A 19,962-nucleotide genomic window follows, 5' to 3' on the forward strand; every position below is an offset into this window, starting at 1 on the left:
AGGTTCAAATCCTGTCCCCGCAATTTTTTATGCCCAGTTAGCTCAGTTGGTAGAGCAGAGGACTGAAAATCCTCGTGTCTCTGGTTCGATTCCGGAACTGGGCATTAACCATGTCCGAATGTCATTTGGTAAGAGAAGAACAGGGAAGAACAAGAAAAACGGGTCGGATAAGGGAACGTTAATAAGTAATGAAGTGATGGGAAGCAGGAATGCTTCTTTTTTTATTATATAAGTATATAATTTTTATACATATTTAGAGTTAAGTTGGTTTGAATAAATATAGAAATTAAATTAAAAAAATAATAATTATAGGAAATAATAAGATTTGATATAGTCTTGAAAAAATAGTAAAATATAAAAGGATGCACGCAAATAAACAAATGAGTAGGTGGTATATATGAAAGAACATCAGGCAAGAGAGTATATATTTGAGAAAAAAGTAAATAAATTATTAGAAGATAGTGGATATGTAACTATAAAAGAAAAAGAAATAAATGGAAATAGTTCACAACATGGAATATATAGTTATGGTATTTTAAATATGCCTTCAGCATTTACAACTCCAATAAGAATGATTTGCCAATATAAATTTTATGCAAAAAATAGAGTTGAATTGTCTCATATAAGAGATTTTTATGGAATTATTACAGATATTAATGAAAATAGATATTTAGGCGTGGATAAAAATGAAAATATATACAATAATGTAGGATGTTATTTTAGTGCGACAGGATTTAGTCGTGCTGCTCAGGAATATGCATGGGCACATAATATATTTCTTATTTCATTTGAAAAAATAGATGTTTTTAAACCTATATTAGAAAACATAAATGAATTTGTTAATGGATTAAATGAAAATGTAATAAATACGATTTCCAAAGAAGAATTATTAGTTGGATACGAAAATGCAGTAGATGAAACACATGTATTGCCTGATGCAATGGTTGGAATAGTCAATAACGTATATCCGATTATAATTTGTGGAAATGAAGGATGGTCTATTCCAGTTATTGAAGAGGCCGAAAAATCAGAAGTAGGAAGAGTTTATATAGAACAAGTTTATAGAACGGAAAATTTGTTTGAAGCCAAATTTGAATTAACATTTATGGAAAGTGTAGCTGAATTTTCTATACCATTGGCTATTGTAGAAAAATTGATGAAGCGAGAAGATAATCCGACAAAAGAAAATGTAATATTTAATATAGATGTACCTTATTTGATTAAAAAAGGCAGAAAAGAGTATGCGTCTATGGAAGTATTTTTAGAGGGATTTGAGAAAAATCAATACAATTACAAGCAGATTTCATTTGAAAATATGTTTGATAATGAGGAGTTAGAAGAAGAATAGTAATGTCAAAGGATTTATATGATAAATTAAAAGAATATAGTAAGTCTGATTTTTACCCATTTCATATGCCGGGACATAAGAGAAATGTAAATTTAATAAAAGAGCAGTATGGAATTGATATTGATATAACAGAAATAGATGGATTTGATATGCTCTACGAAGCAGATGACGTGCTTAAGGATGCGATGGAACGGGCAAAAAAATTTTGGGGGACGGAAAAAACATATTTTTTAGTAAATGGAAGCACAGTTGGCATTTTAACAGCAATGCATTCGTGTCTTACACAGGGGGATAGAATAATAATAGGAAGAAACTGTCACAAAGCAGTATATAATGCAAGTGAATTGCTTAAGTTAAATAATACATATTTGTATCCAAAGTATATACCTAAATATGGGATAAATGGGGGATATAGTGCAAAAGAATTAGAAAATTTATTTGAAAAAAATAGTAATATAAAAGCAGTTGTCATAACGTCGCCTACATATGATGGAATTGTGTCAGATATAAAAACTTTGGCAGATATTACGCATAAAAATGGAGCAGTGCTTATTGTTGATGAAGCTCATGGAGCGCATTTTGGAATATCAGATAAATTCCCAAAACCAGCATATGATATGGGAGCAGACTTAGTAATTGAGAGTATGCATAAAACTTTGCCGACTTTTACTCAGACTGCATTGTTACATTTATCTAAAGAAGGAAAAAAAAGAGTTGATGAGAAAAAAATAAAACATTTTTGGTCAATTTTTCAGACAAGCAGTCCTTCATATGTTTTTATGGCAAATATGGATAAATGCATATCATTTTTAGATAAAAATGGAAATGAAATATATGAAAAATTTAGCAATGACATAGAAGAATTTAGAAAAAAATGTGATAAATTACATTACATACATATTCCGGGAAAAGAACTTATTGGAACGAATGAAGTTTTTGATGTTGATTTAAGTAAATTAATAATTAACTCAAGTATGGGTGGAAAACCTATGAATGATATTTTACGTAAAAAATTTCATTTGGAAATGGAAATGGAAGCTGCAAAATATGTGTTGGCTATAACTACCTTTTGTGATAATAAAGAGGGATTTGATAGATTATATAAAGCATTAGATTATATTGATGCAGAACTCAAAAAAATTACAAACAAATCAGAAATAAAGAAAATTAAGAATACAAATTTTGAATTAGTAAGAAATATTCAGGAGATGAGTATTTCTAATGCAGTTAATAGTAATACAAAGTTGGTAAATATTGAAAATGCAATAAATAAAGTATCTGCGGAGTATCTTTATTTGTATCCGCCGGGAATTCCATTAATTGTTCCAGGCGAAGTTGTTAATGTAAAGCTTGTTGAACAAATAAAGGAATACAAAAATAGAAATTATGAAATAGTTAGATATGATAAATTTAAAATTGTTGATTAATCTAATTATGTAATTAATATAAAAACAATTAAATTATTAATATTTAAATTCATAACATTTAAATTAATTTAATAATGACTAATAATATAATAAAAAATAGGTATGAACTATTTAAGTTGATTAAAGAAAAGGAAAGAAAATGGGAAAAATATTTTATATATTAGGAAAAAGTAGCTCCGGTAAGGATACAATTTTTCAGCAAATTAAAAATAATAGGCAATTGAATTTAAAGACAGTTGTCGGATATACAACAAGACCTATGAGAGTGGGCGAAAAAAATGGAGTAGAATATTATTTTGTTTCTCCTCAAAAATTAGAAGAAATGAAAGATAAGGGAAAAATAATTGAGTGCAGAGGCTATAATACTGTACACGGATTATGGAATTATTTTACAGCAGATGATGGACAAATAGATTTGGATAGTGACAATAATTACCTTTATATTGGAACTTTAGAGGCTTATAAAGGAATGAGAAAGTATTATGGAGAAGAAAATGTTATTCCGTTTTACATATATGTTGAACCAGGTGAAAGACTTTCTAGGGCGGTAGAAAGGGAAAGACGTCAGGAAAATCCAAAATATACAGAGTTGTGTCGTAGATTTATTGCCGATGAAGAAGATTTTTCAAGAGAAAAAATATTAGAAGTTGGAATTGATAAAATATATGAAAATGACAAATTATTTGAATGTGTAAATAATATTGAAAATGACATAAAGAAGTATTTATGATATATTTAATTAGTTAGTGTAAATAGATTATGAGGTTTGTTGTATGGCAAATGGAAAAGTTTTAGGTCAAAATCACATAACTCAACATTTTGAAAATGCAATAAAGATGGGAAAGATTTCTCATGCATATATAATCAATGGAGAAGCTGAGTCAGGTAAAATGGAGTTAGCGCTTCAATTTGCGAAAGCTTTACAGTGTGAGGATAATAACACTGTAGGAAAAACTCCGACAGGAGTTGCTTGCGGAAAATGTAAATCATGTCATCAGACAGATACCGGAAACCAACCGGATATAAGAATTGTGACATACGAGAAAAGTGGTATTGGTGTTGATGAGATAAGAGAACAGATTAACAATGATATTGTGATTAAACCGTATAGCAGTAAACATAAAATTTATATAGTTCCGGATTGTGAAAAAATGACAGAGGCAGCTCAAAATGCACTATTAAAAACTATAGAAGAACCGCCGGAATATGGAATAATTATTTTACTTACTACAAATGCAGATAAATTTTTGCAGACAATTTTATCAAGATGTGTTGTATTAAATATAAGAAGTGTAAAAGAAAGCACAATAAAGAATTATTTAATGAGTGAGTTTGGCATAGGTTCTTATGATGCAAGTGTTGCTGCGGCATTTGCTGAAGGAAATCCGGGAAAAGCTGTTAAACTTGCAACATCAGAAGAGTTTAAAGAACTAAAAAATTCTCTGGTTCAGACATTGATTGCAATGGAACATGGGGGAATAAATGTAATAACTCAGGCAGTAAAGACAGCGGGAGAACTAAAAAAGAATATAGATGAATTTTTTGATCTTATGTATGTGTGGTATAGAGATATGCTTGTGTATAAGGCATGTAAAGATTCAGAAAAGCTGATATTTCAGGATGATTATATGGCTATAGTTAATCAAAGTGAAAAACTAAGCTTTAGAGATATAAATATTATTTTAGAAGAAATAGATAATGCGGAGAAAAGGATTGGGTCAAATGTAAATTTTGATGCAACTTTAGAAGTATTGTTTTTGATTATTAGAGAAAGGATTCAAAAATGACAAAAGTAATCGGAGTAAGATTTAGACAGGCAGGAAGAATCTATAATTTTGCAGTAGGTGATATAGAAGTTGAAAATGGCCAGCATGTAATAGTAGAGACTGCAAGAGGAATAGAATATGGTGAAGTTGTTGGAAAGATAAAGGAAATTAATGAAGAAGAACTTTCAGCACCACTTAAGCCAATTATAAGAGTGGCTACTCCAGAAGATGATGAGAAAGAGTTAGAAAATAAAAAGAAAGAAAAAAAGGCATATAAAATCTGTCTCGAAAAAATAAAGAAACATGGATTAGAAATGAAACTTATTAATACAGAATATACATTTGATAATAATAAAGTTTTATTCTATTTTACAGCAGATGGAAGAATTGATTTTAGAGAGTTAGTTAAAGATTTGGCATCTGTTTTTAAAACAAGAATTGAATTAAGACAGGTTGGAGTTAGAGATGAAACTAAAATGCTTGGAGGAATAGGAGTGTGTGGAAGACCTTTATGTTGTCATACATTTTTACCGGAATTTGCACCGGTTTCAATTAAAATGGCAAAAGAACAAAGTCTTTCATTAAATCCAACGAAGATATCAGGTGTATGTGGACGTTTAATGTGTTGCTTAAAAAATGAGCAGGAAACATATGAATACTTAAATGCGAATCTTCCAAGTGTAGGTGAAAATGTAAAAACATTTGACGGATTACGAGGAGAAGTATACAGTGTAAATGTTCTTAGACAGAAAGTAAAAGTAATTGTAGAAGTAAATGACGAAAAGGAAATCAGAGAATATAATATTAAAGAATTAAAATTCAAGCCTAAGAAAAAGAAAATCAATTTGGCAGCAGATGAAATAAAGGCGCTAAAAGGGCTTGAAGATAAAGAGGAATCAAAATTAGATGATTAATTTAAAACAGGGAGAACGAATTGATGACCTTAATCGGAATGGATATAAAATAATTCAGAGTAAGGACAAGTTTTGTTTTGGAATGGATGCAGTATTATTGTCAGGATTTGCAGAAGCTAAATCAGGGGAAAAAGTACTAGACTTAGGAACAGGTACAGGAATAATTCCTATTTTAATGGAAGCAAAGACCAACGGAGAGCATTTTACAGGACTTGAGATTCAGCATGAAAGTGCTGAGATGGCTACAAGAAGTGTAGAAATGAATGAACTGCAGGATAAAATTAATATTGTGACAGGTGATATAAAAGAGGCTTCGGGAATTTTCGGCGGAGCCACTTTTCACGTTATTACTACAAATCCGCCATATATGAATGAAAATCATGGATTGAAAAATCCTGAAATGCCTAAGGCGATTGCAAGACATGAAGTTTTGTGCAATTTGGAAGATGTAATAAGAGAATCGGCAAAGATGTTAAAGCCGAAAGGAAGATTTTATATGGTACATAGACCACACAGGCTAGTTGACATAATATCACTAATGCGACAGTATAGAATTGAGCCTAAAAGAATAAGAATGGTTCATCCATTTGCAGATAAGGAAGCAAATATGGTTCTTATTGAAGGATGCCGTGGAGGTAAGTCCATGGTTAAGGTGGAAAAACCATTGATTGTATATAAAGAACAGGGCGTATATACAGATGAGATATATGATATATATGGTTATAATGAAGAAAAATGATTAATGTTTAAGTTGTGAATAGAAAATAAACATGGAGAAAGTCTATGAGTGAAGAAATTAAGCAGGGAAAATTGTATTTATGTGCAACACCAATTGGAAATTTGGAGGATATAACGTACAGAGTTGTAAGAATTTTGAAAGAAGTTGATATAATTGGTGCCGAAGATACAAGAAATAGTGTAAAATTATTAAATCATTTTGAAATAAAGACTCCAATGACAAGTTATCATGAATTTAATAAATATGATAAGGCAAAACAGTTGGTTCAAATGATGCTAAACGGGAAAAACGTAGCAATTATTACGGATGCCGGAACGCCTGGAATATCAGACCCCGGAGAAGAGGTGGTGAGACAGTGCTATGAAGCAGGAATAGAAGTTTCATCTCTTCCGGGAGCAGCAGCTTGCGTGACGGCACTTACAATGTCGGGACAAAAAACAAGAAGATTTTGTTTTGAGGCATTTTTACCTAGTGATAAAAAAGAAAAATCAACTGTGTTAGAAGAGTTGAAAAATGAAACAAGGACAATAGTAATTTATGAAGCACCACACCGCTTGGTAAGAACACTAAAGGAATTAAGAGATGCGTTAGGAAATAGAAGTATTACATTATGCCGCGAACTTACTAAGAAATATGAAGAAGCTGATAAAACAACAATTGATGGTGCAATAGAAAAATATAATGAAAAAGAACCAAAAGGAGAATTTGTTCTTGTAATAGAAGGAAAATCTCAGGAGGAGATTAAGGAAGAAAAAAGAAAACAGTGGGAAGATATGAGTATTGAAGAACATATGGAATATTATGTAAACCAAGGCAATGATAAAAAAGCTGCTATGAAATTGGTAGCAAAAGACAGAGGAGTTTCAAAAAGAGACATTTATAATACATTAATAAAAGAATAAGATGTCTATTTTTATAAAAAATTATTACGAAATAAATAAAAATATGCTAATTAATAAAACTATTTGAATTAATTAAAAAGAGATATTTAATAGTAATAAAAATAAAGGTAAAAGAATTTAGAAATAATTGTAACCAAAAAATTATAACAATTATGTTGTAATGATTAAATGATTTTGTTATAATTTTATGGTTTAATGAATTATAGTGTCAATTCTTAGAGAGTTTAATGAAAAAGTAAACATGTTAATTTAGTGAAAATGTGCTTTATGATGACATACAGTTAGACAGAAGTTTATGCAGAAATAGGTAGTAGTTTTTGGACAAGAGCATATCAAGTTTGGAAACTATTATTTTTTTGAGACTTAAAATTCTTATAATTTTATTAAATGTTATATAAGTTTATTTTAAAATACAAAAATTATTTACTAATGGAGAAAAAAATGAAACAGAAAATAGGAAGAATAGTAAAAATTATTTGTTTTTGTCTAGTGGCAGTATTAATGGTAAATGCTTTAGAAGGATTATTTAAACCAAAGTGGTTAGAAAATCGTTGGGCATCATCAAAAACAAATAAGAGCTTTTATGAATTGGAAAAAAACAGTACAGAAGTTTTATTCTTTGGAGCAAGCGTTATTGCTGCAACAGCAGATCCGTATCAGTTATATGAAGATTACGGTATTTCTTCATATAATTTAGGTGTTATGTCACAGCCGATGATAGGAACATTTTTTTGGTTCAAAGAGGCATTAGACACACAGGATATTAAAGTAGCAGTTGTCGAAATTAAATCTGCCGGAAAATCATCTGAAAAGGCAGAGGAAAAAGCAAGAAAATCATATGATTATATGAGAATTGGAAAAAACAAACTTCAATATGCAATTGAATACAATAGTGTTCAAAGAGACGAAGATGAAGTAAAACCGGATTTATTTTCATATTTATTCCCATTATCTTTATATCATTCAAGATGGTCAGAATTAAATTATGATGATTATGATTTCTTCTTAGGAAATAACAAAAGTTATACTAGAGGCTTTTCAGTATTATCAACACAATTTAAGGATATGAATACTTATATTGAAGAGGATGCACAAAAAGGCTTATATGATGGATTTGAAGTAGAGTCAGATAAAATTGAAAGTCCAAATGAAGTTAATGCTAAGTATGTGAGAAGAATAATTGAATTAGCTAAAGAAAGAAATGTTAAGTTATTATTCGTAAAGAGTCCTGACACAGGCTGGAAAGAAAAACAGCATAATTATATTCAAAAAATTGCGGATGAAAATGATATTCCGTTTATAGATATGAATCTTAAGAGCGTTAGAAAAGAACTTGATTTTAATTATAAAACAGATTTAGCTGATGCAATTCATTTAAATATAAAGGGAGCAAAAAAGACTTCAGAATTTTTGGGAAAATATTTAACTGAAAATTATGATCTTACTGATTACAGAGAAGGAAATAATAGCGTTAAGAAGAGTTTTGAAAAATATAAAAAATATTATGAAGCATCTATAAAAGAAGGTGAATTAAGTTTCCCGACAACTTTAGATGAATATTTAAAAGAAGTACAGGATAAGAGTAATGGAAATTATGAAGTCATTTTAGCAGCAGGTTCAAATGTTAATAATATTAAATTTACTGATGAACAGAAGAACACTCTTATAAATATGGGTGTTAGTAAAAAGATATTTGAAGATAGCGAATTTGGTACAAATATAGTAAGTGTTACAAATGATGGTAAGACATACAATGAAGTGGCTAAGCAGAGTGAAGACAGTGCAGTAAGTGTTTCATTAGGTGGAACATTTAGTGATGGAACAGACTATCTTGTGAAAGCTGATGCAACAGGAAGCACACTAAAGTTAAATGACAATGAATGTACAAGTTTAACATCTTATGGTTTTAATATTATAGTATACGATAAGCAACTAAAAAGAGTTGTAAGCACAGTTTATTTGTATTCAAATAATGGTGAAACTACATTGAACAGAGGAGAGTAGCTAAAATGGGCTTTAATACACTATCTTTTATCCCATTTCTATTAATAGTAATTTTATTGTATTTTACAGTTTTTAGAAAATGTCAGTGGATATTTTTATTAATTGCAAGTATTGCATTTTATTTATTTGCAGGACCTAAATATATTGTTTTTATAATTATTTCATCGCTAAGCACATATTTTTTCGCAAGAAAAATTCAGAAAATGCATGATGCTGAGGATAAAATTTTAAAGGAACGTGAATTCTCTTCAAAAGATGCAAAGAAGGCTTTTAAGAAAAGACGTACAAAACAAAGAAGAAGAGTCCTCGTAGTTGATTTTATTATTAATTTAGGATTGTTATGTGTAATTAAATATACAGATTTTATTTTATCAGGTGTATCCACAATTCTTTCAAAATTTGGAATGGATTGGAGTAAAGAGTTTAATTTCATACTTCCACTTGGAATATCTTTTTATACATTTATGCTTGTTGGATATATACTTGATGTTTATTGGAAGAGATATAGAGCAGAAACAAATTATTTTAAACTTGCCTTATTCTCAATGTATTTCCCTCATATTGTGCAGGGACCAATTGGAAGATATAACAGGTTAGCACCACAGTTTTTTGCAGATCATCCATTTGATTACAACAGAGTAACTAAAGGATTTCAATTAATCTTATGGGGTTACTTTGAAAAAATGGTAATATCTGACAGAATACAGGCATTTACAAATGGAATATTAGCAAATTGGCAGCAGCTTACAGGTTTTCCACTTTTACTTGGAATATCATTATTCTCAATTCAGTTATATTTAGACTGGATGGGATGTATGGATATTGCCCATGGTGTTTCTGAAATATTTGGAATTAATCTTGATAGAAACTTCTGGCATCCGTTCTTCTCAAAGAATATGCCTGAGTTCTGGAGAAGATGGCATATTTCACTTGGTGCATGGTTCAAAGATTATTTATTGTATCAGGTTTCAATGTCAGGATTATGTAAGAAAATTAATAAATTCACAAGAAGAAAATGGGGAAACCAGGCTTCGAGAGCATTTTCAGCAGTTATACCGGCAGCAGTTGTATGGATTGTTACAGGTGTTTGGCATGGTGCCGCAAGTTGCTTTGTGCTTTGGGGCGTATACCATGGAATTTTAATTATAACAAGTTCGTTATTTGAAATTCCAATACAGAAACTGTGTAAATTCCTTCATATTGATACAGAATGCTTTAGTTTTAATTTATTTAGAATGATTAGAACATTTATGCTTTCGACAATAGGTAGAATTTTCTTTGCAGTTTCAGCAGGATTTACAACAATGATTGAATTTACAAAGAGAATGTTTGACTTTAGACAGTTTGGACTTCACACTCTTTGGGATGAAAGTTTATTCTCATACGGATTAGACAGACATGGATTTACATTAGCTATGCTTTTAGTTGTATTAGTATGGTGTGTAAGTATGTTACAGGAAAAATTCGATAAAGATAATAAGACAGTCAGAGATGTAATTGCAGAACAGAATATTGTTTTCAGATGGGTTTTATATTTAGGACTTATTGCGGGAATTCTTATTTTTGGAATGTACGGTTCAGGATATGATGCCGGCGCATTCTTCTATGGTAAATTCTAATCTGAAAATACAATGATGTCCGGAGTAAAGACGGTATGATAATTATTTTGTATAAATACAGAATAATTTTAGTCTTATAACTCCGGCATCTATAAATTTAGTAACATATGTTGAAGAGATAGTTTTAGGAGGATTTCATGAGTTACAATTCAATTTTGGAAGCGATAAAAACTAATTCAGAAATTAATCCCGGCAAATTATGTGTGGGAGACAAAAAGAATAAGGCAACATACGGGCAGTTTTGGAAAATGATAAATAAGGGAGCTGCTTATTTGGAAAAGAATGGTGTAAAAAAAGGTGACGTTGTAGTTTTAAGAGGCGCACAAAAGGTTGAATATTTATTTTCGATATTTTCAATTCAGCTTCTTGGAGCGATTGCATGTCCATTAGAAAAAGCTGTAAAAGAGGAAAGAATTCTTGAAATTATGAATTTTGTAGAAACAAAGTATTTTCTTGATACTAAGAAATTAAAGGATACTTCTGCAGAATGCATTAGTTTAAAGGAAATGTTTAAAGAGGCAATGAATGATGAAACTGAATGTGATGTAAACAAGTATGAATTGCCTAAATCAGATGATTTATCAGAAATTTTGTTTACTACAGGTACTACAGGTAAGTCAAAAGGAATTAAGATAATCTGCAAAAACAATATAGCAATAGCGCAGAATGTAAGTGAAGCTATAGGAATAACTTCAGATGATGTTGAAATGGTTACAGCACCGTTAAATCATTCTATGGGACTTAGAAGAACATATTCCGTTTTTTATAAAGGTGGAACAGTTATAATGACTGACGGAGTAAAATTTGTTGAGGATTTCTTCAAATTATTGGACTTATACCATGTAACAGGACTCACATTTGCTCCTGCAATTCTTGAACAGTTATTGAAATTTGCAAAGGATAGATTTGGAACATATAGCGAACAGATTCATTATATACAGTTAGGTTCAGCACCTTTATCTGAAAAAGCAAAAGAAACATTAAAAGAAATGTTCCCAAATACAAAATTATTTAATATTTACGGCGCAACAGAATCTGGTTGTACTGTTAGTCTTGAATTTAGCAAATACGGAGATAAAAAAGGAAGTATTGGAATTCCAAACGTAAATGCAAATATAATTTTTGTAGATGACAATAGAAATATAGTTGATGCATCAGCAGAAAATCCGGGAAATCTTGCATTTAAGGGTGCAATGAACATGCCTGGTTATTTAAAAGAACCTGAAATTACTAAAGAGGTTTTAGACGATGAAGGCACTTTATATACAAACGACTTAGGCTATATGGGAGAAGACGGATTTGTATATTTACTTGGAAGAAAAGGCGATGTAATAAATATGGGTGGAATTAAGATTGCACCTTCAGAAATAGAAGAAGTTGTTGCACAGAACGAAATGATAAAAGAATGTGCATGTATTCCTATACCTGATGAAATTACAGGAGAAGCACCTAAATTATTTATAGTTATAAATGAAGGATATGAATATGATGAAAAAGCATTACATAAATTTATGACTGATAAATTAGAAGCGATAAGAGTTCCAAAAGTTGTTCAGGTAATAGATGAACTCCCAAGAACTTTTAATGGAAAAGTAATTAAACGTAAATTAAAAGAAATGTAACTTGTAAATAGAAAATCAGAGTGATTTTAAGAGTATTTTGAGATGAGGAATTAAAATGACAAAGACAAAACAGCGTATTTATTTATTAATAGGACCATTATTATTTGTTTTATGTTGTTTAGCAATACCGGAGAGTGCATTTCCGGCTTTAGCTGAAAGAGCAGCAATAGGAACGGTTGCATGGATGGCATTTTGGTGGGTAACAGCGCCTATCGATTATGCAGTAACAGCATTTTTACCAATAGCAATAAATGCTATTGTCACTATGTGCGATATGTCTGCAGTAATATCAAATTATGCATCTGAGACAATTTTATTATTACTTGGAGCATCAATATTGACTGTATCTTGGGAAGAAACAGGACTTGATAAAAGAATTGCAGCATCATTACTTGGATTAATTGGTGATAACTTAAGAATTCAGTTAATTTTCTGGTTTATGTTATCTACAGTATTATCTGCAATTTTACCAAATGCAGTAGTATGTGCAACAATTACACCTATTGCAGTTTCGATGTTAAAGTACATAGGTGAGGGTGATATTGAACATAGTAGAATTGGTTCAAAATTATTATTATACATAGCTTACGGTGCAGGACTTGGAGGATTGACATCACCACTTGGTGGAGCAATGAATCTTGTAACTGTTGATTATTTACAGCAGCTTACAGGAAAAGAATACATGTATATTTCATGGGTAATCCGTTTCTTACCAATTATGATTACATTACTTGTTATTAACATTGTTTTCATGATTAGGGATGTTAAAAAATCAGAAAGCCTTGGTGGATCAAAAGAATATTTTAGAAATGAATATAAAAAATTCCCACCAATGAGCATAGAAGAGAAGATTTCTCTTGGATTATTTGCAGTAGCAACAATACTTGCATTCACAAGACAGTTCTATCAGACATTATTACCAGGATTAAAACCGGCATATGTATTTATTATTTGTGCAATTTTATCATTCTTAATAACACGTTCTGATGGAGAAAGACTTATGCTCTGGAAATCAGTTCAGACAAAAATTATTTGGGAAATGATTTACATTTTTGCAGGTGGTCTTGCAGTAGGAACATTAATAAATGAATCAGGTGCAGCAGAAAGGATTGGTGAATTGGTTTCAGGAATGGGACTTACAGGTGGAGTTACAACAGTATTTGTAATTATAACAGTAACTTTACTTATGTCTGATGTAACATCAAATACAGCAACTGCAGCAGTTGCAATACCTATAGTTATATCTATAGTAAAGGGAATGAATTTAAATCCAATACCTTACGTTTACATTGCATCAGTAGGAGTAAATTTATCTTATATGTTACCAACATCAATCAGAGCAATACCTGTTGGATATGGTTTACAGCCAAAGTATATGCTTAAAGAGGGTTGGAAAATGACAGTAATCATTATAATAGCAATGACAATAGTATGCTCATTATTGTTAAAATATTGGCCGGCATTTAGTACAACGTAAATATTTACAGATTAACTTAAGATGGAAACTAAATTAATGAAGTTTATATTTAATAATGTTTCCAATAACTAGTCGCCGACTAGATAGAGAGGCAATACATGTTAGACGAGGAGCAACGAAATGAAAACCAGATTTAGAAAATATAGTAAAATATTGTTCGGTGTAATTATGATGTTATATTTTGTGGCAGTAAGTAATAACGTATACGCCGATGATGTTCAATTTACACAGAAAACATATAAAATATTGTTTGTAGGAAACAGTCATACATATTACAATGATATGCCAAAAATGTTTAAAGGACTTTGTGATGCAGATAAAATAAATTGTGAAGTTACATCGATTACATCACCAGGATACAAACTTAGCCAGTTTGCAGATAAGACTAACATGTATGGAAGTCAGGTTTATCAGGCATTAACAAATAATACATGGGATTATGTAGTATTACAGGAAAACAGGGCAGTTTTAGTAGAAAAAGAAGAAGAGGCAGAAGCAGCAGTTAATACTCTATACACTTTAATACATAATGCCGGAGCAAAAATGGTTATATATGCAACACAGCCAAATAATATTGGAAGCACATTTAAAGTAGATTCATTATCATTGTTTTTATCAGATTTTCAGATTGAACAGATTTTAACAAGAAATAACTTTAAAATAGCTGATGAATATGATGGACTTGTTGCAGCATCAGGAACTAACTTTATGAGAGTAATGCAGGATTATCCTAAAATTACAATGTATAAAACAGATAATCTTCATCCATCAGTAACAGGAAGTTATTTGGCAGCATGTACTATTTACAATACAATATTTGACAGAAGTCCATATGGAAATAAATATTTACCAAATAGTGAATATGATAAAGATAATTTAATATCAAAAGTTTCAATGGAAAATGCCCTTATAATGCAGAAAATTGCAGACAGCAGATTAAAAGTAGATAGTTATTATACAACAGTAAGTAAGGGACAAAATTCTAAATTGACAGCAACATTTACATCAACTCAGACAGATGAATCAGATACTACAGAAGATACTACTAAAAAAACAGAAGATGTAACAAAAACCTCAGATGAAAAAGAGACAACAGTTACTGATAAGAAAGATACTACACCAACATATACAAATAAAATAATGTGGGATGCTGTTGATGCAAACAGTATTTCAATTAACAGAATTACAGGTGAATTTACTGCATTAAAGGCTGGAAAATATCAGGTAATGTCAACAACAGACAGCGGTTTAATATGCTATTCAACAATTGATGTAAAACAGCCATCAATAGCTTTTAACATTAATGAAAGCAAGATTTTAAAAGTTGTAAAGGGATATGTAGGAAAATATACTACTACGATAGCACCTGATGATACAACAGATACAATTACATGGAAGAGTAATTATCCGGATATAGTTTCTGTTGATGCACAGGGAAATATACAGGCCAAAAAAGTAGGCATAGCAAAAATAACTGCTGTAACTACAAGCGGAATTAAGTCAGAACGTTATGTGCGTGTAAAGTTAAAGACACCAAGTAATGTAAAGTTGACAAAAAAGGTAAGAAAAGTTAAGAAAAAGAAAGTATATCGTGTAAATGTAAAATGGAGTAAAAATAAAAATGCCACTAAATATTATGTATTCCGCAAAAAGGAAGGCAAAAAGGTATTTAAAAGAGTCGCAACAACTACTCAGGCAAAATACATAGATAAAAATATTAAGAAAAATAAAACTTATTCTTACAAAATACAGGCGATATATTCAAATAGCAAACTTAACAGTGATAAAACAGCAGAGTATAACATAAAAGTTAAATAATAAAGTTTTAAGAATATTAGCAAATTATAAAAATTAATTATAAAGACCTCTAAAATGTGCAGATTATATACAAAAATCTGTTATTTTAGAGGCTTTTTATGCCCAAAAAATTTAGCAAATATAAATTAAAAAAATATTTAATAAAAATAGTTTGTTGGAAATTTTGTTGACAAATAAAAAACAGGTGACTATACTTTAAGCAGAAATTAAATAGAAATTCTTCGGGGCAGGGTGATATGCATAACGCATAAATTCCCAACCGACGGTAAGTGTACAGAGCGTAAAGATGCACGAGTCCGTGACCTGCGAAAGCAGCTGATTTGGTGAGAATCCAAAACCGACAGTATAGTCTGGATGGGAGAAGAATAGATAATGTAATTGTTCTTTATCAGGAATAAAATTAATCTGATTTTTAGAAATGTATTTAAATGATATGTAGTTTACATAACAATTAATCGGATTAAGATTTTGATAATAAATTACTAATAACCATACGCAATTAGGAATATGTAATGAACAGAATAATATACATTTTGTATTTGTGTGAAAGCCCCTTTGAATGAAAGGAGGCTTTTTTTGAACCCAAAATACATGAAAAGAGCAATTGAATTAGCAAAAAAAGGTATAGGTTATACAAATCCAAATCCTATTGTAGGATGTGTTGTGGTTAAGAATGACAAAATTATTGCGGAGGGTTATCACAAAAAAATAGGTGGATTTCACGCAGAACGAAATGCACTTACAAATTGCAAAGAAGATACAACAGGAGCAGAACTTTATGTAACGCTTGAGCCGTGTTGTCATTATGGAAAAACACCACCATGTACGGAAATTATTATAGAAAAAAAGATAAAAAAAGTTTATGTGGGAAGCATAGATCCAAATAAGCTTGTAGAAGGAAAGGGCGTGAAGATTTTAAAAGAACACGGAATTGAAGTTAAGTGTGGAATTTTAAAAGATGAATGTGACAAGTTAAACGAAGTATTTTTTCACTATATTACAAACAAAACACCTTATGTTGTAATGAAATATGCTATGACTATGGATGGAAAAATTGCATGTGAAAATGGAGATTCAAAATGGGTTACAGGTAAAGACGCAAGAGAGACAGTTCAAAAAATGCGAAAGCAGTATATGGGAATAATGGTTGGAATTAATACAGTACTAGAAGACAATCCGATGTTAAATTGCCGAATAGAGGAAAATGTCGACCCGATAAGAGTAATATGCGATTCAAATTTAAGAATACCATTTGAAAGTAATATTGTTAATACGGCAAATAAAATACAAACAATAGTTGTTTGCACAAATGAGGCTGATACAGATAAACAAAAATATTTAGAAGAATGTGGGGTTGAAGTCGTAAGGCAGAAAAGGAAAGGAAGAGTTAATTTATCAGAACTTATGAAAACATTAGGTGAGAAAGGGATAGACAGTATATTGCTTGAAGGTGGTGGAACACTTAACGCGCAGGCATTAAAAGAAAATATTGTAAATAAAATCTGTTGTTTTATAGCACCTAAAATTGTAGGTGGAGCTGATGCTAAATCACCAATTGAAGGAAAAGGCGTAGAAAAAATGATGGAAGCTTACAACATAGAAAATATGGAAATTCAAAAATTAGGAAACGATATTATGTTAACCGGATATTTGAAAAGAGGTAGTCAATGTTTACAGGAATTATAGAGGAAACCGGTCAGATAGAATACGTTAACAGCAATAGTGAGAAATATCAGATTGGAATTAAATGTGAAAAGGTTTTAGAAAAAACAGTAGTTGGAGACAGCATAGCAGTTAACGGCATTTGCCTTACAGTCACAAAAATGTGGAAAAATGGATTTGAAGCGGATGTGATGTCAGAAACGTTAAAAAGAACCGGTTTAAATGGAAGCAAAAAAGGTACATGTGTAAATCTTGAAAGAGCTATGGCAGCAGATGGACGATTTGGAGGACACATCGTTAGTGGTCATATAGATGGAACCGGGATAATAGGAAGTATACGTGAAGATAAAAATGCAGTATGGTATGAAATTTTGGCAGATGATGAAATTATAAAATATGTGGTTGAAAAAGGGTCAATATCAATTGATGGAATAAGTCTTACAGTCGCTTATGTTGATAAAAAAGGATTTAAAGTATCCACAATACCACACACAAGGATAAGCACAAATTTAAAATACAGAAATGTTGGAGATATAGTAAATCTTGAGTGTGACATTATAGGAAAATATGTAGAAAAGCTATTGAATTTTTCTAATAAAAATGAGCAAAAAAAATCAAAAATTACAGAAAACTATTTGATAGAAAATGGATTTTAAAGAAAGAAGGAATATAAAATGAGTAAAATAATAGGAACAATAGAAGAAGCAATTAAGGATATAAAAGAAGGAAAAGTTATTTTAGTAATAGATGACCCTGATAGAGAAAATGAGGGGGATTTGGTATGTGCAGCAGAATTTGCAACAACCGAAAATGTAAATTTTATGGCAAGTTATGCAAAAGGACTTATTTGCATGCCTATGGAAGAAGAACTTTGTGAAAAACTTGATTTGGAACAAATGGTAAAAGTAAATACTGATAATCATTGTACAGCGTTTACCGTTTCGATTGACCATGTATCAACCACAACAGGAATATCAGCGGTCGAAAGAGGAATTACGGCGAGAGCAATTGTAGATGATAATGCAAAACCTGAAGATTTTAGAAGACCGGGCCATATGTTTCCACTTAAAGCAAAAAAAGCAGGAGTATTAGAAAGAACAGGTCATACAGAAGCTACAGTTGATATTGTAAAATTAGCAGGACTTAAACCTTGTGGATTATGCTGTGAAATAATGAGAGAAGATGGAACAATGATGAGAACAACAGAACTTCTTGAATTTGCACAGGAACATAATCTTACGGTAATTACAATTGCTGATTTGGTTAAATACAGAATGGAAAGAGACAGTTCAGTAAAAAGAGAAGCAGTTGCAAAGATGCCAACGAAATATGGGAACTTTAATATCGTGGGTTATCAAAATAAAACAACAGGGGAACATCATGTTGCATTAACTATGGGAGATGTAGGAAATGGAGAGCCTGTTCTTTGCAGAGTACATTCGGAATGTCTTACAGGAGATGTATTTGGTTCTAAAAGATGCGATTGTGGACAACAGCTTGAGAAAGCAATGGAGATGGTTGCAAAAGAGGGAAGAGGAATAATACTTTACTTAAGACAGGAAGGAAGAGGAATAGGATTAATAAATAAACTTAAGGCATATGAGCTTCAGGAACAGGGACTAGATACAGTAGATGCAAATCTAAAACTAGGATTTCCGGCAGATATGAGAAGCTATGGAATGGGAGCACAGATTTTGGCAGACCTTGGAGCAAAAAAATTAAGAATTATGACAAATAATCCGGCAAAAATTACAGGCTTGTCAGGATATGGAATCGAAATAGTAGAGAGAGTTCCAATACAGATAGAGCCACAAAAATATGATGAATATTATTTGAGAACAAAGCAGTTAAGAATGGCACATATGACAACTTACTAAGATTATTTGCTGAACCCGATTTCTTAAATTTAACGAAATAACGCTCGCGCTGCTTGTCGCTCGTAGCGGTTCTAAAGTTTTAGCACACAGCCTGACTTTGTAACTTACAGTTTCAAGTCAGGCTATGCACCAAAGCTTTGAACCGACGGCGACAAATGCTATTTCTTTTAAATTTAAGAAATCTGGTATAAGCAATTTAGTGTTAAGTGTAATAATGTCAGAACTTATAATTTAAACCATACTTTAAAAAACTGACATCAAAATATATTATACAAGAGGAGATTTAAAATGAGAACTTTAGAAGGAAAATTAGTAGCAGAAGGATTAAAAATTGGTATTGTAGCAGCAAGATTTAATGAGTTTATTGTAAATAAACTTGTAAGCGGTGCAGAAGATGCATGCGTGCGACATGGAGTTAAAGATGATGATATTACATTAGCATGGGTTCCGGGCGCTTTTGAAATACCTGTAATAGCAAAGAAAATGGCTCAGTCAGGAAAATATGATGCAATTTTATGCTTAGGAGCAGTAATTAAAGGCTCAACAGATCATTATGATTATGTATGCGCAGAGGTAAGTAAAGGAATTGCAATGGTTGGAATGGAAACCGGAGTACCTACAATGTTTGGTGTATTAACAACAGACAATATTGAACAGGCAATAGAAAGGGCAGGAACAAAAGCAGGAAATAAAGGATTTGATGTTGCATGCTCAGCAATTGAAATGGCAAATTTAAATCGCATGCTGTAAATTATGTAATTATTATGGTAGGCTTGCGTAAAATATA

16 protein-coding genes, 1 tRNA gene and 1 riboswitch are annotated in these 19,962 nt (G+C 31.0%); all 17 genes read left to right on the forward strand.

Annotation, left to right across the window (positions count from 1 at the left end):
* The first annotated feature begins 31 nt into the window (after positions 1-31).
* The 17 genes from N5B56_RS12895 to ribH all read left to right on the forward strand — a co-directional run bounded on the left by N5B56_RS12895 (position 32) and on the right by ribH (position 19,925).
* Positions 32-104 (forward strand) — tRNA-Phe (locus tag N5B56_RS12895).
* Positions 105-397: 293 nt separating this feature from the next.
* Positions 398-1,348: a restriction endonuclease gene (locus tag N5B56_RS12900; protein WP_022089129.1), complete on the forward strand. Its 951-nt coding sequence runs from the start codon at positions 398-400 to the stop codon at positions 1,346-1,348.
* A 2-nt stretch (positions 1,349-1,350) separates the two neighbouring features.
* A complete protein-coding gene (locus N5B56_RS12905; protein WP_260979133.1) occupies positions 1,351-2,775 on the forward strand; it encodes an aminotransferase class I/II-fold pyridoxal phosphate-dependent enzyme in 1,425 nt (474 codons plus the stop codon).
* Positions 2,776-2,914: 139 nt separating this feature from the next.
* Positions 2,915-3,505 (forward strand): nucleoside/nucleotide kinase family protein, encoded by a 591-nt coding sequence (locus tag N5B56_RS12910; protein WP_022089131.1) that lies wholly within the window; start codon positions 2,915-2,917, stop codon positions 3,503-3,505.
* Positions 3,506-3,548: 43 nt separating this feature from the next.
* Positions 3,549-4,562 carry a DNA polymerase III subunit gene (locus tag N5B56_RS12915; RefSeq protein WP_022089132.1) on the forward strand — a complete coding sequence of 338 codons (1,014 nt, stop codon included), beginning with the start codon at positions 3,549-3,551 and terminating at the stop codon, positions 4,560-4,562.
* Positions 4,559-5,455, forward strand: a complete 897-nt coding sequence (locus N5B56_RS12920) for a PSP1 domain-containing protein (RefSeq protein ID WP_022089133.1) — start codon at positions 4,559-4,561, stop codon at positions 5,453-5,455. Before N5B56_RS12915 ends, N5B56_RS12920 begins: the two co-directional genes overlap by 4 nt.
* Positions 5,448-6,194, forward strand: a complete 747-nt coding sequence (locus tag N5B56_RS12925) for a tRNA1(Val) (adenine(37)-N6)-methyltransferase (protein ID WP_147586559.1) — start codon at positions 5,448-5,450, stop codon at positions 6,192-6,194. The genes N5B56_RS12920 and N5B56_RS12925 overlap by 8 nt, the downstream gene beginning before the upstream one ends.
* Before the next feature lie 44 nt (positions 6,195-6,238).
* Positions 6,239-7,096, forward strand: coding sequence for a 16S rRNA (cytidine(1402)-2'-O)-methyltransferase (gene rsmI / locus N5B56_RS12930; protein ID WP_022089135.1), 858 nt, complete (start codon positions 6,239-6,241; stop codon positions 7,094-7,096).
* A gap of 441 nt (positions 7,097-7,537) precedes the next feature.
* Positions 7,538-9,100: a hypothetical protein gene (locus tag N5B56_RS12935; protein ID WP_022089136.1), complete on the forward strand. Its 1,563-nt coding sequence runs from the start codon at positions 7,538-7,540 to the stop codon at positions 9,098-9,100.
* Positions 9,101-9,105: 5 nt separating this feature from the next.
* The gene (locus N5B56_RS12940) at positions 9,106-10,719 is read left to right on the forward strand and encodes an MBOAT family O-acyltransferase (RefSeq protein WP_022089137.1); all 1,614 of its coding nucleotides are present in this window, start codon (positions 9,106-9,108) and stop codon (positions 10,717-10,719) included.
* A gap of 137 nt (positions 10,720-10,856) precedes the next feature.
* Positions 10,857-12,341, forward strand: coding sequence for a class I adenylate-forming enzyme family protein (locus N5B56_RS12945; protein WP_260979134.1), 1,485 nt, complete (start codon positions 10,857-10,859; stop codon positions 12,339-12,341).
* 55 nt (positions 12,342-12,396) lie between these two features.
* On the forward strand, positions 12,397-13,818 hold the full coding sequence (locus tag N5B56_RS12950; protein WP_022089139.1) for an SLC13 family permease: 1,422 nt from the start codon (positions 12,397-12,399) through the stop codon (positions 13,816-13,818).
* A gap of 120 nt (positions 13,819-13,938) precedes the next feature.
* The gene (locus N5B56_RS12955; RefSeq protein ID WP_260979135.1) at positions 13,939-15,636 is read left to right on the forward strand and encodes an Ig-like domain-containing protein; all 1,698 of its coding nucleotides are present in this window, start codon (positions 13,939-13,941) and stop codon (positions 15,634-15,636) included.
* 213 nt (positions 15,637-15,849) lie between these two features.
* Positions 15,850-16,006: riboswitch (FMN riboswitch) on the forward strand.
* 221 nt (positions 16,007-16,227) lie between these two features.
* Complete coding sequence (gene ribD / locus N5B56_RS12960; RefSeq protein WP_260979144.1) at positions 16,228-17,322, forward strand: bifunctional diaminohydroxyphosphoribosylaminopyrimidine deaminase/5-amino-6-(5-phosphoribosylamino)uracil reductase RibD; 1,095 nt, start codon at positions 16,228-16,230, stop codon at positions 17,320-17,322.
* Positions 17,304-17,954, forward strand: a complete 651-nt coding sequence (gene ribE / locus N5B56_RS12965; protein WP_260979136.1) for a riboflavin synthase — start codon at positions 17,304-17,306, stop codon at positions 17,952-17,954. The genes ribD and ribE overlap by 19 nt, the downstream gene beginning before the upstream one ends.
* Before the next feature lie 18 nt (positions 17,955-17,972).
* Positions 17,973-19,175, forward strand: a complete 1,203-nt coding sequence (locus tag N5B56_RS12970; protein ID WP_313958664.1) for a bifunctional 3,4-dihydroxy-2-butanone-4-phosphate synthase/GTP cyclohydrolase II — start codon at positions 17,973-17,975, stop codon at positions 19,173-19,175.
* A 288-nt stretch (positions 19,176-19,463) separates the two neighbouring features.
* Positions 19,464-19,925, forward strand: a complete 462-nt coding sequence (gene ribH / locus N5B56_RS12975; RefSeq protein ID WP_260979137.1) for a 6,7-dimethyl-8-ribityllumazine synthase — start codon at positions 19,464-19,466, stop codon at positions 19,923-19,925.
* The last annotated feature ends 37 nt before the right edge of the window (positions 19,926-19,962 follow it).

The sequence above is a fragment of the Eubacterium album genome, from assembly GCF_025336545.1.
GTDB lineage: Bacteria > Bacillota > Clostridia > Lachnospirales > Lachnospiraceae > Eubacterium_U > Eubacterium_U album.